Source organism: Methylobacterium sp. yr668 (assembly GCF_900116245.1).
Classification (GTDB): Bacteria; Pseudomonadota; Alphaproteobacteria; order Rhizobiales; family Beijerinckiaceae; genus Methylobacterium.
Genome location: NZ_FOZY01000044.1, coordinates 16,495 through 28,486, shown reverse-complemented (window position 1 = coordinate 28,486; position 11,992 = coordinate 16,495). Strand labels below are relative to the sequence as shown.

19 protein-coding genes are annotated in these 11,992 nt (G+C 64.1%); 8 read left to right on the top strand and 11 right to left on the bottom strand.

Annotated features, from left to right (window positions below; translation table 11 throughout):
• The 4 genes from BM419_RS28820 to BM419_RS32145 all read right to left on the bottom strand — a co-directional run.
• A partial coding sequence (locus tag BM419_RS28820) for a transposase (protein WP_139257148.1) occupies positions 1–233 on the bottom strand: 233 nt, incomplete at its 3' end.
• A 284-nt stretch (positions 234–517) separates the two neighbouring features.
• Positions 518–682 (bottom strand): hypothetical protein, encoded by a 165-nt coding sequence (locus BM419_RS32665; RefSeq protein WP_157862041.1) that lies wholly within the window; start codon positions 680–682, stop codon positions 518–520.
• On the bottom strand, positions 679–930 hold the full coding sequence (locus BM419_RS28815; RefSeq protein WP_056531014.1) for a hypothetical protein: 252 nt from the start codon (positions 928–930) through the stop codon (positions 679–681). The genes BM419_RS32665 and BM419_RS28815 overlap by 4 nt, the downstream gene beginning before the upstream one ends.
• The gene (locus BM419_RS32145) at positions 927–1,154 is read right to left on the bottom strand and encodes a hypothetical protein (RefSeq protein ID WP_139257154.1); all 228 of its coding nucleotides are present in this window, start codon (positions 1,152–1,154) and stop codon (positions 927–929) included. Before BM419_RS32145 ends, BM419_RS28815 begins: the two co-directional genes overlap by 4 nt.
• Positions 1,155–1,162: 8 nt before the next feature.
• On the opposite strand from BM419_RS32145, the gene BM419_RS28810 reads away from it, so the two are divergent.
• Positions 1,163–1,375 (top strand): hypothetical protein, encoded by a 213-nt coding sequence (locus tag BM419_RS28810; RefSeq protein WP_175556404.1) that lies wholly within the window; start codon positions 1,163–1,165, stop codon positions 1,373–1,375.
• Between the two features lie 51 nt (positions 1,376–1,426).
• Here BM419_RS28810 and BM419_RS28805 read toward each other — a convergent pair whose 3' ends face one another.
• The 5 genes from BM419_RS28805 to BM419_RS28780 form a co-directional block, all read right to left on the bottom strand.
• Positions 1,427–2,398, bottom strand: a complete 972-nt coding sequence (locus BM419_RS28805) for an alpha/beta fold hydrolase (RefSeq protein WP_091928455.1) — start codon at positions 2,396–2,398, stop codon at positions 1,427–1,429.
• Positions 2,399–2,509: 111 nt separating this feature from the next.
• A complete protein-coding gene (locus tag BM419_RS28800; protein ID WP_056531008.1) occupies positions 2,510–2,872 on the bottom strand; it encodes a hypothetical protein in 363 nt (120 codons plus the stop codon).
• Between the two features lie 351 nt (positions 2,873–3,223).
• Positions 3,224–3,421 (bottom strand): hypothetical protein, encoded by a 198-nt coding sequence (locus BM419_RS28795; protein WP_091928454.1) that lies wholly within the window; start codon positions 3,419–3,421, stop codon positions 3,224–3,226.
• 481 nt (positions 3,422–3,902) lie between these two features.
• A complete protein-coding gene (locus BM419_RS28785) occupies positions 3,903–4,157 on the bottom strand; it encodes a hypothetical protein (protein ID WP_091928453.1) in 255 nt (84 codons plus the stop codon).
• An 89-nt stretch (positions 4,158–4,246) separates the two neighbouring features.
• Positions 4,247–4,450 carry a hypothetical protein gene (locus BM419_RS28780; RefSeq protein WP_056531004.1) on the bottom strand — a complete coding sequence of 68 codons (204 nt, stop codon included), beginning with the start codon at positions 4,448–4,450 and terminating at the stop codon, positions 4,247–4,249.
• A gap of 106 nt (positions 4,451–4,556) precedes the next feature.
• Here BM419_RS28780 and BM419_RS28775 point away from each other — a divergent pair, with 106 nt between their 5' ends.
• The 3 genes from BM419_RS28775 to BM419_RS28765 all read left to right on the top strand — a co-directional run bounded on the left by BM419_RS28775 (position 4,557) and on the right by BM419_RS28765 (position 8,616).
• Positions 4,557–5,207 (top strand): PAS domain-containing protein, encoded by a 651-nt coding sequence (locus BM419_RS28775; protein ID WP_082558004.1) that lies wholly within the window; start codon positions 4,557–4,559, stop codon positions 5,205–5,207.
• 640 nt (positions 5,208–5,847) lie between these two features.
• Positions 5,848–6,609 carry a hypothetical protein gene (locus BM419_RS32660; RefSeq protein ID WP_175556403.1) on the top strand — a complete coding sequence of 254 codons (762 nt, stop codon included), beginning with the start codon at positions 5,848–5,850 and terminating at the stop codon, positions 6,607–6,609.
• A 189-nt stretch (positions 6,610–6,798) separates the two neighbouring features.
• Positions 6,799–8,616, top strand: coding sequence for a CHASE3 domain-containing protein (locus BM419_RS28765; protein ID WP_175556402.1), 1,818 nt, complete (start codon positions 6,799–6,801; stop codon positions 8,614–8,616).
• A gap of 177 nt (positions 8,617–8,793) precedes the next feature.
• On the opposite strand, the gene BM419_RS28760 is transcribed toward BM419_RS28765, so the two are convergent.
• Positions 8,794–8,997 (bottom strand): hypothetical protein, encoded by a 204-nt coding sequence (locus tag BM419_RS28760; protein ID WP_056530990.1) that lies wholly within the window; start codon positions 8,995–8,997, stop codon positions 8,794–8,796.
• Positions 8,998–9,114: 117 nt separating this feature from the next.
• Here BM419_RS28760 and BM419_RS28755 point away from each other — a divergent pair, with 117 nt between their 5' ends.
• The 4 genes from BM419_RS28755 to BM419_RS28745 all read left to right on the top strand — a co-directional run bounded on the left by BM419_RS28755 (position 9,115) and on the right by BM419_RS28745 (position 10,663).
• Positions 9,115–9,558, top strand: a complete 444-nt coding sequence (locus tag BM419_RS28755; RefSeq protein ID WP_091928451.1) for a DMT family transporter — start codon at positions 9,115–9,117, stop codon at positions 9,556–9,558.
• Positions 9,559–9,589: 31 nt separating this feature from the next.
• Positions 9,590–9,922 carry a hypothetical protein gene (locus tag BM419_RS28750; protein WP_091928450.1) on the top strand — a complete coding sequence of 111 codons (333 nt, stop codon included), beginning with the start codon at positions 9,590–9,592 and terminating at the stop codon, positions 9,920–9,922.
• A 120-nt stretch (positions 9,923–10,042) separates the two neighbouring features.
• On the top strand, positions 10,043–10,180 hold the full coding sequence (locus tag BM419_RS32655; protein ID WP_157862039.1) for a hypothetical protein: 138 nt from the start codon (positions 10,043–10,045) through the stop codon (positions 10,178–10,180).
• 240 nt (positions 10,181–10,420) lie between these two features.
• Entirely contained in the window at positions 10,421–10,663 is a 243-nt protein-coding gene (locus tag BM419_RS28745; RefSeq protein WP_244540904.1) for a hypothetical protein, read from the top strand.
• 496 nt (positions 10,664–11,159) lie between these two features.
• On the opposite strand, the gene BM419_RS28740 is transcribed toward BM419_RS28745, so the two are convergent.
• Complete coding sequence (locus tag BM419_RS28740) at positions 11,160–11,714, bottom strand: PAS domain-containing protein (protein WP_091928449.1); 555 nt, start codon at positions 11,712–11,714, stop codon at positions 11,160–11,162.
• Between the last annotated feature and the right edge of the window lie 278 nt (positions 11,715–11,992).

Genomic DNA, 11,992 nt, shown 5'->3' with positions numbered 1-11,992 from the left:
GACAGCGGTGCCGGACTGGACGGCCCTGGATCCGACGCGACCGCCACAGCCAGGAAAGCGCCACAGGCCGGCCGCGCCTCCAGCCGTTCACGCCAGCGATAGATCTGCTGCGCCTGGATGCCGTGGCGCTTGGCCGTCGCGATCACGTTGCCGCTGGTCACAGACTCCGTCACGACAGCGCGCTTCTCTTGAGGACTCCAGCGGCGGCGCCGGACGTAGGTCGCATCGTCCATCCGAGCATCTCCAGCACCGATGCCAGCACCGATGCCGGATCAGATCACCGAAAAGCTGGACGCCGATAAACCTCCAAACAAGGCGGCCTTCGCCGGATGCGCACGCTTCTTCCGCCGTTCGCGAGGTAATGGTCACCGTCTGACGGGTGGTGTCGGCATCCGAGCCAGCTAAGCGGAGGGTGAAGGTCAGGCGGTAGGCCTGCGTCGCCATCGCTAGCCCTTCCGCTCCCGGAACCGGATCCCGGCCCCGCCGCCGTTCTCGGGGATGAACTCCAGGCCGGCGGTCATGTTCGAAGGTCCGCTGCTGCTACGACGATGCCAGCCGCGAAGGCTGCAAAGGCGCAATCCTCGAACGCGTACTCCAGGCCGACCGCTTCAAGCAGGCGCTCCGCCGTGACGAGCACGACCGCTACACCGATCGCCGTGAGACGGCTCCAGATCGGGTTCATCCAGCCTTCTCAGGGTCGGTCTCCTTGATCCGAAGCCATGCCAGCGCCGCTGGACGCGACTCGAAGGTGCGCCATTGGGATGTGAACGGCGCGGGTCTCTGGGCTGCCGGCATTTCGTCGAGCAGCTCGATTTGCCACATGTCGCTCGGCCCACTGCGGGAGATGCCCCGAACCAGAGCCGCAATCACGATGCCATCGAGCAGCACATCGTAGCTGCCGGGAGCCAGTTCCTCGACGGTGTAGGTCACTGTTGATCCTTCGTGCGGAAACCCGCGAAGAAGCGCGTGAGGCCCTGCAGATCACCGTCTGCTGAAACCTCGACGACCGGCGAGGGGTTCGGTCTGCCGGTTTTGCCCGCCAGCTCGTGCAGCACCTGCGTCAGCAGAGGCGGCCAATCCACGCCATGATCCTGCAGAAGGCGAGCGGCCTTCGCTAAGGCGGCAGCCTGATCCGTCGGTACGGGGAAGCCCATGGACGGCGATGCCCCTGGCGGCTCCCGAGAACCACGATGGTAGCCAGGTCGTCTGCATGCGCGGCGGTGATCAGGATCGGGAGCAGGAGGAGCCCGAGACCGTGCTGCCAGCGGTGGCGGCCGAGCCGATGGCCGAGGCCGAGATCCTGCCGTGGCGCGGACGTGGGAATGTCATCGCGGCGGCCGGCTCGCTGCTCATCGACCTGCTGGAACGGGCATAATGCGGGGCCCGCTGTAGATGGGAAACGGAAGCTCGCAGGAGAGCCGGTTCATTAGGCAGCTTCGCGAACCAGCTCTGAGGCGCGGTCGATCGCTACGATGACCTCTGTCGGTGCCAGATGCTGGATCATGTGGCCCATGCCGGGCACGACGACGAGGTCACTGTGGGGTAGCTCGCTGTGCAGCCGCTTCGACTGGCGGTCGACGTCGGCGATCTGATCGTCCCCGCCTACGACGATGACCACCGGGAGCTTCAGGTCACGGTAGTGCTTTTGAAGCTCGACAGTCACCGGTGTCATGAGCGCGGCGTCCTCCGCTGAGGCCCGCAGCTGTACCGGCCGCAGCATCATGGCTTTCGGAAATTCGCGGTCGAAGCGCTCTGTGATGGCGGCCGGTGCGAACATGGCTTTGATCAGAGCAGGCTGCAGGATCCGACCGACCACGGGCGACACGGTGTGGCGCATCAGGTCACCGATCCCGGGGATAGCCACCGGGGACGAAAGCATCACGTCGGCGCGCAGCGTTGGGTAGTAGTACCCGGAGGCCAGAACGAGGCTGCGGACGAGCTGCGGGGCCTGAAGCGCGAGAGCGACCGCGACCAGCGCACCCCAGGAGTGTCCAAGCACGACGGCCTGCGTGACGCCGAGCTGCTGAAGTGCCTTCTGGAACAGCGTAGCGTGGGCGCGCGGCGTCCAGAGACCGCGCGGGCGATCACTGTAGCCGTAGCCGGGCCGATCGATGATGATGACCCGGTAGCGCTTGGCGAGATCGTCGACGATGCCGCTGACCAGAAAATCCTGGATCATCATGCCGTTGCCGTGGATCAACACCAGCGGATCACCGCGGCCCCGCTCGACGTAGTGCAGTCGCACTCCGTCGACGGTCAGGAACTGGCCGATCGGCGGGGTCTGGCGCTCGGCCGCTCGCGTCTTTGAGGCAGTGTAGAGCGCCGACGTAGCGAGAGCCGCAACGGATCCGAGTAGCGTCGGTACGAGCCAATGGCCGGTGGACGAATGGCGTGTCATGCGATGATCCTGTTGGATTGTGGGACATGCTCCACGATCAATCGGATCGCTCTGAAGCCATGCAGTGGAGCCGGCGCGGGTCGAAGCCGCGCCGGGACTTCCTGCGCCATCCTACGGCAGCGCGCCGATCATGCCCTTGGCTTGGGTCATCGTGTCCTCGCACGCCCGCTGATGGCCCAGGCGATCCTCTTCAACCGCTCGGCTGAGAAGCCGAAGTGCGTCAGCGACATGCGCTGAGGTGGGGATCATCGCGGCATCACTGGGCTCGCCAGTTGGAGCTGCTGCGAGAGCCTTCGGCGAATGGCTGCTGCGGATCGTATGCCCGTCGCGGAGACCGGCCACGTGAACAGCGCCGGCGCTATCGAGCCGGCGTTCGATTGTCCCGATTTGCTCGGCGCAAGAGCTAGCCCGAGCCGGGAGCTGCGTGAGGCCGAGCAAAAGGGCTGAAGCCGCCAGAGAGAGTTCGAGGCGCATGAAGGGATCCTTTGTACCGCAAGCGGTTGATCCGCACTCAGCCAGATGGGCGGGTCGTGCAATCCGAGCGGCAGCGGGGAACACGCGCGGCCGACGGATGATCACTGAGATTGTTGCGGTGCAACATACCAACCCACGGATCTCGCGAATGATCCCTGGCGGTTGCGGAAACATCCGGAGCCTGGCTCTCAAGCGGCATGGAAGCGGATCTTCCAAGGGTCCGTCCTGGGCTGGAACGAGCCGAACGCACGCTGCTGCGTCTTGCTCGCTACTGGTTTGCCATCCACGAGGCAGCCGGCAACCTGCTGGTGGCCGAGGAGCCGGAGGCCGTTGTCTAAGTGCGAGCGGTCCCTACTCGTCTGCCAGGAACTGCAGACCGTCACGCTTCATGAGCAATTCGTCGAGGTGGTGCCGATAAAGCTCGATGCTCGCTCGTTCTCGGTGGGCAGCGTCCTGGGACAGGTTCGTGTCGCTGAGCACGCGCGTCGAAGACCGGACGTTCTCTTGCAGAATAGCGATCTCGCGCTCGACCCGCTCAAGCTCGGTCATCGTCGCCTCCAAAAATTGTTGCCGTGTCCGAGTAGGCCGCCTGATAGCAGCTATTTAGGCCCAGGGCTCTCCCACAATGCTCCTCGTTCGCGTACCCTATGTCGATCATAAGCAGGTGCACGTTCATGACCGAGCGGCGAGAACTGTACCGAAGCCCAAATGGGGATACGTGGTATCTCGGACGAGAGCCCGAGAGCGGTCGAGCTTTTGTCATCCACCAGCCGAATGCCCCCTCGGGAGGCCGGCTATCTCACATTGAGCTGGGCGCCTTCCTGCGAGGAAGTGCCGGGGGACCGGAGCATCAGGCTCTGCGGCGTCTGATCGGGACACTCGTGGACATCCCACCGTATGGAGATCGACCATAAGGGTCGGCGGCCCTGCTCTTTTCGCTGGGATCAGACAGAGATGGCGGGACCCGCCAGAGCCACTGCACGTCGAGCAGGTGAGGGCGACGCTGTAAAAGGCATCGAATAAAAAGTCCCTAGTCCCGGATTGGCTTGGGCTCCGGTTTAGCGGCCCGAGTCAGGCTCCGGATCGCCCGCAGCGGTCGACCCGCCTTCTCGGCGATCTCGGACTCCTGCTGCTCAATGAGTTCGCGGGCAGGCTGGTCGCCGTCGAGGCCGCCTAGGATCTCCATCGGCACGCGCCGGTTAGAGGCGCGGCTGCCGTCTTCGAAGACGACGTCGAACAAGACGAAACCTCGATCCTGAGGCAGTTGCTTCGCGCGCTTGGCCATGGGGGGCTGATACCCCAGCAAGCTGAACAGCGCCAGACTGACGAAGAACCGCGGTCAGCATCAGGGCAAGCCTCAGGGGAGCCAAGCTCTCAACGTTGGCTACCGTCGTCCGGCTCGTTCTTGGTGGCGTCGTTCTCGGAAACGGCTTCAAAGAAGTACTCAGGCGGCTTGCCCACAGCATCGCCGAGGCGCTTCAATAGCCGCAGTTTGCGCTCACGCTCGCGTGCCAGCCTGTCGCGGTCCCTCGGCGAGAGTCCGAAATCGCGCCCATCGTCCTTATCGCGCTCGCCCATACTGGGCCCGCCTTCGGTTGTAACCGTGCGACCTATACCCAGATTGCTTCGCAACGAAAAGTTGTGATTGTAGACATTCAAGCCTTTCTAAGGAGCTCGACGGCATATGCCGCGCCGGCGATCGGAACCTACCCTCTCGTCAGCGTCGCTTCCGCTCACTGCCCTCAATATCGGGGTATGGGAGGATGACGTTGCCGCCGATCGCGTCCGCTGTGACGCGGTCATGGCTGGCATCTTCGGTTTGTCCGAAGCTGAGGCAGCGGAGGGTATCTCGTGGGAACGGCTTTCCGCGATCTTCCACCCGGACGACCTCGCTGGCGATACCGTAGATCGGCGCCGCGTGCGCGATGAAGGCGGATCGTTCGCTTGGGAACACCGCATCGTGCCCGAACCTGGTGTCGTCCGTTGGGTACTGTCGCGCGGCTATTTCGAGCGGGACGCCTCTGGTCGAGTTCGCGGGCGCGGGATCGTCATCGATATAACTGACATGCAGATCGATGGCCTCCTTCAGGGCTCCACACATTTTCTATCGGCGACTGAGACGATGAGCTCGCCAGTGGAGCGTATGGCTGAGCGTGTTCTAGAAATATGGGAACTGATGCACGAGCTTGATGCCGATCGTGTCTCCCGCCTTGAACCACACTTGAAAGCCGTGATGCTCGAACTCGGCCGCGAAATCGCTGCGTCATTGCTCGTCGAGAGGTCGGCAAAGCCGATGCCACGCACCGCACGCGCCGACGATCCAAAGCTACACTAGGTAAGCTGCTGCACGCTGCAGAGGCACGAGCGATGCCGCGAAGTTCTAGCGTGTAGCCGCGCCCGACTTTTTACTCAGGGCTTTGGTGAGCGTGCGTAGCTCGCGATCGTTGCGGGTGCAGAGATCGTGGCCAAACGCCTCTTGCAGGTAGGCAGCGTCACGGTCTGCCTTACGGCTCGTCGGCGCTGCCCCTGCCGATGCCACCGGCGACGCCAACAGGGCCGCCATCACGATGAGAGCTTGGCGACGCCATGGATATCGCACGGGGCACCTGTCGGCTTCCGCTGAGCGGCTAGGCTACGAGCGATCCGTCAAAGCCACCTTACCGACGCGGCACGGCACCAGCCCAACGTTGACTTAACCGTGTCGCCCGGCCGACATGGGCGGTCACGGCCGTGCTCGCCTCGGCGAGTCGTGAGCCGGCCATTCAGGAGACCATCGCCGCGAGATAGACCCTGAAAAGCCAACACCCCCGTCCCGGCAAGGACGAGGGTGCTGAAAACCTGGGGCCTGGTGGGGCCGGTGTCGAATACCCCCCACAAGCCATGAACTCCCCTCGGGAGTCAAGCGAAAGCACCGCTTTTCGCACCGGGAAGGCTTTGCCTGGACCCTAGCCGCGGCCCGTGAGGGACCGGGATCGATGTTTCACGCCACCATGCGGTCGGCGATCGACGACGCGCGCACGCTCGCGCAGCTCGACAGCCTGTCGCGCACCATCTGGCAGGCCCACGCCGCCGAGACCGTGACCGACTCAGAGGCGCAGGGCTTGGCCGAGGCGCTGCACACCCGTAGGGCTGCGATCCGCGAGGCCGTGGTGCCCGTCGGCATTCCGCTCGGCCGAGTGACGCTGTTTCCGCCCAAGCGCCTCCAGCGGGCTCCTGAGCGATCCGTAGCGATCGAGCGGCGCCGACGGCTGGCCTGCTCGGGGCCGATGCCGCCGGCCCTCGCCAGCAGGTTCACCACCGGGCAACTCGCGGTCCTGCGGATCGTCGGGGACGAGATGGCCCGCAACGGCGCCTGCGGGCTGTGCATCGACGCCATCGCAGCGCGGGCGGGTGTGTGCCGGCGGCTGGCCCAGGCTGCCATCCGGCTAGCCGAGGGCGACGGGCTCCTGACCATCCAGGAGCGGCGCCACCCGGGCCGGAAGTCCGATCCGAACGTGCTCCGGATTATCAGCCGGGAATGGCTTCAATGGCTCCGGCGGGGAGGGCGTTCCGCGGCCCCGGCGCTGCTAGGCGACATAGGGTGCAAAACGATGCACCCCACGGGTAAGGGAGATCCACAAAGGCAGGTTGTGGATACGGCAACGTCGAAGGGCTGCCGAGGGGCAGCGGTCGACCTTGGCCGAAGCGATCCTGTGAGAATTCTCGCGGGCGGTAGGTCTGGCCGAGCTATGCGGTGACGGTCTGCGTGTGGCCGATATGACGAACGCGTCGGCGAGCGCGTCGTCCACCCTGAGTTGATGCTCGATGGTCGCGCCGAGCGCGGCTCCTATGTCGGTACGGCCAAGCCGCGAGTTTCGCGGTGCAGAGGATGCAACTTGAAGGGTCGGTCCGTTCGACGCGTTGCCGGATCCCGCGACACAGTCGCGATGATCGGTGGGTTCGTCCTGCTCGTTCTCGCCGGATTGGCAGCGGCCGCCGCCGCTCTGGCCAGTGCGGATGCCGATGCGTGGTCCGCTCATTCTGCTGAAGTACGGCAAGCCGAAGGACGCCTAATCCGGCTCATCCAGGAGGCGGAAACAGGACAGCGCGGCTTCCTTCTCACCGGCGACCCGACTTACCTCGACCCGTTCACGAGGGCTGGCCGCGAGTTGCCGGGCGCTGAGGCGCACCTACGAGCACTCACGGGTGACAACGCGGGGCAGCAAGCTCGGCTGGATCAGCTCCGCCCCATCATCGACGATAAGATTGCTGAACTCGCACGATCAACTGAGCGCATGCAGGCGGGCGACCAAGCGGGAGCGCTGGCCATCGTGCGCACTAACGCCGGACGCGACCTGATGAGGCGTATCCGGGCGACCGCCGCAGAGTTCGATCGAGCAGAGGTGGAACTGCAAGCCATGCGCGCTGACCGGGCCGCGTTCCGTCGGTCGATCCTGGCTGCAGTTATCGCCGTCGCCCTGGCTCTGGCTGCTGCCCTCGCTTGGCTGGTCATCCGGACCGACCGGAGGCATGCCCGCGATCTTCAAGTCGCGAACGATACACTCCGCCTGGAGATCGCGCACCGCGAGCGAGCCGAGGGACAGCTCCGGCAAGCCCAGAAGATGGAAGTCCTGGGGCAGCTCACGGGCGGTATCGCCCACGACTTCAACAACATGCTGGCCATTATCGTCGGCAATCTCGACATGCTCGTGCGGCGCCTCTCGGCCGAAGACACGCGGGCTCGCGCTATGGCGGAGAACGCGCTGAGTGGGGCGCGCCGAGCTGCCGAGCTGACCAAGCGGCTGCTCGCTTTCTCGCGGCTGCAACCTTTGCAGCCACAGCCAACCGACGTGAACCGGTGCGTCTGCGACATGTCCGAGATGCTCCGGCGGTCGCTTGGTGAAGGCATCGCGGTCGAAACGGTTCTAGGCGGCGGTCTCTGGCCAGCGCTGGTCGACCGGCCGCAGCTTGAGAGCGCGATCCTGAACCTGGCTGTGAATGCCCGGGACGCGATGGAAGGCCAGGGCCATCTCACCATCGAGACCGCCAACGCCATGCTCGATCAGGCCTACGCTGACGCCCACGCCGAGGTGACGTCCGGCCAGTATGTGGCGGTGTCGATCACGGACACGGGGATCGGCATGAACCAGGAGGTGCTCGCCAAGGCGTTCGATCCCTTCTTCACCACGAAGAGCGTGGGACAGGGGACGGGGCTGGGCCTGAGCCAAGTGCACGGCTTCGCCAAGCAGTCCAACGGGCACGTGAAGCTCTACAGCGAGCCCGGGGTCGGGACGACGGTCAAGCTCTACCTGCCGCGCAGTCTGAGCGCTCCGGAAGCCATCCAGGTCACGTCAGCGCGTCTATCGCCGGATTTTGCCGGACAGAAGGTCCTCGTAGTTGAGGATGAGGCCGGTGTGCGAAGCTTCGCCCAGAGCGCTCTGCGAGAGTTGGGGTGCCAAGCGATCGGCGTAGACGGAGCTGAGATGGCGCGTCGCACTCTCGCTGAGCACCCTGACGTCACGGTAGTGCTGACCGACGTCGTGATGCCGGGGGAGACCGGACGTGCGCTCGTCGACAGCATCCAGGACACCCATCCCGACCTCATCGTGCTGTACATGACGGGCTACACGCGCAACGCCATCGTCCACAACGGGATGCTTGATCCTGGCGTGCGCCTGCTCAGCAAGCCCTTCACGGTGTCCGACCTCGGTCGGGAGCTGCAGGCGGCGTTGGTGGAGAGGCGTCGCACTCACGTCTCGCCTTAGGCTACGCCAGAAATGTCCGCTCTCATCGAATTTTGGAGCTGCAGGGCCAGATCGCCGCCCTTCGATGCGAGTACGCTGACCTATACCAGGATCCGCCCTGAGGGGCCGGCGTTCCCGGTGATGCCACTCCTGAATTGCGAAGTGGCATCCTTCGACGGTGCAGTCGTCCGGAGATCGCTACTCGGCCGCTTCAACCTCCGCGTCATCGCCGTCCAGGATCGTTTCTAGGTCGCCCACCAGGGCGTCGAGCTGGTCCGCTGTCGCCTTGAGCTTCAGCTTGGTGCCATCCTGTGCCTCGATCGCGATCTCGATGTGATCGTCGACCTTGGCGGCCAGCGCCTGCTTCACGGTGTAGGTCGTCACGTCAGCCTTGTCCGCCATGCTGTCTCCTTGGTTGGCTCCCGACCAACCCGAGACCCACCGTATCGGTACTGCGGCAGAAGCCCGCGTCTTCGCCTTCCTGCGGACCTTAGGTGCGTGCTCGCGTGCTAGCCCGGCATGCTGTTTCTCTACGGTCTCACCATCCTCGCCGGCATCGCCAACGCGATCCAGCCCGGGCAAAACGCGACCCTATCCAAGTCGCTCGGCCTCCCTGTCACAGCGGGGCTGATCACCCTGCTTGTGAGTACGGTCGCGCTGCTGCTGGGAGGCCTCGCCATCGGCAAGCTTGAGGTACCGACCGGACAGCAACTGGCCCAAGTGCCTTGGTGGGCGTGGCTCGGCGGCCTGTTCAGCGTGCTGCTGATCCTCGCGCAGCTCTACGCCTCGCCGGCCATCGGCGCCGCCTCGTTCCTCGGCATCATCGTGACCGTGGGCGTCGCCGCCTCCATCGTCCTCGACAACTACGGCTGGGTCGGCTTTCCTGTGCATCCGGCAAGCCTCTGGCGGATACTCGGAGCTGTCCTGATGGTCGCCGGCGTCGCGTTGGTCGCTCTGTTCTGAGCGCGCATGCCGCTCAAGCTGGGGCGAACAAATGACTGCATCGGTTGTCCCTCTGCCGTTGAAGGGATCTGCGCTCCAAAGCCTCGACGCCACAGCCGCGGAGATGCTGGCTGGCGGCCGAGCGACAACCCTCACGGCCGCGAGGATCAGTCTGCTGCTGGAAAGCATCCAGGCGAAGCGGTCTGAGCTAGTGGCAGTGATCGACGACCTTCAATCACGCCCGTCCAGCGGGAACGCACAGGTCGACTGGATCAACGCTGACCTGTGTGTCGACGCGATCCACGGGCTAGGCCACATCGATCAGATGCTCCGGCTTCTCGAAGTCATGCAGCCCGATACCGCGATTAAGGACCCGCCGGGCTGACCAGCACAGCTCACCAGCGGCCGCGGCGTCAAAATCGAGCTACGCGGATCAAGCACTTTAATCGATTGTTAACCATGATCCTTAAGAATTGATTAGGAGTTGAAATATCGGCAGGCAATCATGCTGGATACGATTTTTTGGTCGGCTGTAATCATCGCGATCTCGTGCGGCATTTTTATTATCTGCCTCGAACTCTACGAGGAATGGGCTCAAGAAATCCAAGCCACCGATGAAATAGCCGGTCAAGACTGCGCTTGACGGCGGAGCGAGGTTTTCAGCCTCGCCTTCGCATCCGAGGACGCCGAATAGCGCCAGTAGCTAGCCGATGCCCAGGATGTGTCACGGCGCACAAAACCTGGCGAACGATTGGCAGAGCATGCCGTTGAGAGGTCACAGCCGGCCAAGCACAGCCGCCGCGATCAAGACCGCCACACCGACGATCTTCCTCACGCGACCCGACTGACCGGATGGCTTCCCCGTGAAGTCAAACGAACCCGCATGGAGATCGTCATGAAGCTGCATCTGCTCGCCGCTGCCGCCCTGGTTGCCGTCGCTACCCCCGCCTTGGCGCAGGGCATCGACAGCAAGCACAGCCCCTATCCGGCTTCAGCGTACTCGGGCTACGCCGGCAATGCCTCGGTGGTCTTGCCAGAGCTCTCGGTGACCCACAACCGCGCGGCCCCGGCCTACCGGTACTCGGGCCAGCATGCGGGTGGGCCGGCCGACGATCTGGCGCGCTGAACAGGTGACACTGCCGCCTCTGGCTCAAAGGCAGACAAAGCTCGATCCCGCAATGTCGCGGGAGCCAAAGCTATGGTGTGTAAGCGCACCTGAGCAGGTGTTTAGCGTCACTTATGCACTTGGCGAAGCCTACAGGCGGTTGTTCACTGCACCGTGCAGGCTTAGGTCGGCTGTGTAAGATCGCGATGGCGTCGCGGTTTCGCAGCTCTTCCCAAGGGCGTTTCCTCCCAAGACTTCGGGCCGCTCCAACAGGGCGGCCTTTTTTCTGCACGCACACCTGTTACAGCAACGCTTCCCCCTGCTGATGTGCCCGAGGCGTTCGCGACGCCACACGGCGCTGTTGTGGGCGGACGTGCGACGACAGGCTGGTGCGGACCAGTTCTCCGCTCCTGACCCGTGAAGCCTAGGCCGGGCTGTCGCGCGAGGGTCGGCGTGGCGGGGGAATTGGACACCGCAGAGCGCCGGCCCATGGCCATCATAGCAGCGGAAGCAGGCCCTAATGGGCTCGTGCGCCTGGATCGACCGAACTCATGTTCCGGGCCAGCAGCATACCCGCCACCATCAATGCCTGCCTCAGCACGGGCAGCATCTCCTTGGCATGGTCCTGCTCAATGAGCCCGTGAGCGATCAGCAGGTAGTCAGCTACGGCCTCCAGGGCCGAGCCTGGCGGAGTCGTCGGGCTCATGGGTGGCGGGACGAAGCGCGAGAGGGTGCCGTAGGCGCTCAACGGCTCTGAACCGCTGACGGCGATCTCCGTCACGGAACCGAGGTAGCCTAGGAAGGTACGGTCAGGTGGTCCGTAGGACGGCACGGCGCCGATCATTACCCAGGCGTAGCTGCCATTGGCTCGGCGCAGGCGAGTGCGGAGGCTGTACTCGCTCTGCTGATCACGGGCGCTGCGCAGGAAGGTGACGGCGGCCTCGCGATCCTCAGGATGCATGCAGGCGAACCATCCGTGTCCTACGGCTTTGGCAGCTGCTTGGCCGGTGAAGGCAGTCCACTCGGGACTGACGTAGCTCACGCCGCCGTCCGCTTTCGTGACAAAAATCATTCACAGCACTCCTCGGCTTCAGTCTTACCGTGACGCTGAAGCCCGAGCGCCAGATGCCAGAAATATAGTTTTCCTTGAAATTTGTCCAATTTACATCGTATAAGCCGCTGACATGAAGGTCAAAATTGAAGTTCCGGGGAACAATATCCTACGACGATCGTGCGGGTCATCATGGTAAAATCCGCTGAGCCCGATCGGTTCATACTGGAACGGATCGCTGATGCGCTCGGCGTGCCCGTTGAGCGGTTCTTCACCAGTAGCTCGTCCGTCGATACGGA

Bases quoted from the DNA above. Each gene is read 5' to 3' on its own strand.
- BM419_RS28810 (WP_175556404.1), top strand. From the start codon at position 1,163: ATGCCCCTGGCGGCTCCCGAGAACCACGATGGTAGCCAGGTCGTCTGC.
- BM419_RS28805 (WP_091928455.1), bottom strand. From the start codon at position 2,398: ATGACACGCCATTCGTCCACCGGCCATTGGCTCGTACCGACGCTACTC.
- BM419_RS28780 (WP_056531004.1), bottom strand. From the start codon at position 4,450: ATGGGCGAGCGCGATAAGGACGATGGGCGCGATTTCGGACTCTCGCCG.
- BM419_RS32145 (WP_139257154.1), bottom strand. From the start codon at position 1,154: ATGGGCTTCCCCGTACCGACGGATCAGGCTGCCGCCTTAGCGAAGGCC.
- BM419_RS28740 (WP_091928449.1), bottom strand. From the start codon at position 11,714: ATGATTTTTGTCACGAAAGCGGACGGCGGCGTGAGCTACGTCAGTCCC.
- BM419_RS32660 (WP_175556403.1), top strand. From the start codon at position 5,848: ATGTTTCACGCCACCATGCGGTCGGCGATCGACGACGCGCGCACGCTC.
- BM419_RS28785 (WP_091928453.1), bottom strand. From the start codon at position 4,157: ATGGCCAAGCGCGCGAAGCAACTGCCTCAGGATCGAGGTTTCGTCTTG.
- BM419_RS32655 (WP_157862039.1), top strand. From the start codon at position 10,043: ATGCTGGATACGATTTTTTGGTCGGCTGTAATCATCGCGATCTCGTGC.
- BM419_RS28775 (WP_082558004.1), top strand. From the start codon at position 4,557: ATGCCGCGCCGGCGATCGGAACCTACCCTCTCGTCAGCGTCGCTTCCG.
- BM419_RS28765 (WP_175556402.1), top strand. From the start codon at position 6,799: ATGATCGGTGGGTTCGTCCTGCTCGTTCTCGCCGGATTGGCAGCGGCC.
- BM419_RS28755 (WP_091928451.1), top strand. From the start codon at position 9,115: ATGCTGTTTCTCTACGGTCTCACCATCCTCGCCGGCATCGCCAACGCG.
- BM419_RS28745 (WP_244540904.1), top strand. From the start codon at position 10,421: ATGGAGATCGTCATGAAGCTGCATCTGCTCGCCGCTGCCGCCCTGGTT.
- BM419_RS28795 (WP_091928454.1), bottom strand. From the start codon at position 3,421: ATGACCGAGCTTGAGCGGGTCGAGCGCGAGATCGCTATTCTGCAAGAG.
- BM419_RS28750 (WP_091928450.1), top strand. From the start codon at position 9,590: ATGACTGCATCGGTTGTCCCTCTGCCGTTGAAGGGATCTGCGCTCCAA.
- BM419_RS32665 (WP_157862041.1), bottom strand. From the start codon at position 682: ATGAACCCGATCTGGAGCCGTCTCACGGCGATCGGTGTAGCGGTCGTG.
- BM419_RS28760 (WP_056530990.1), bottom strand. From the start codon at position 8,997: ATGGCGGACAAGGCTGACGTGACGACCTACACCGTGAAGCAGGCGCTG.
- BM419_RS28800 (WP_056531008.1), bottom strand. From the start codon at position 2,872: ATGCGCCTCGAACTCTCTCTGGCGGCTTCAGCCCTTTTGCTCGGCCTC.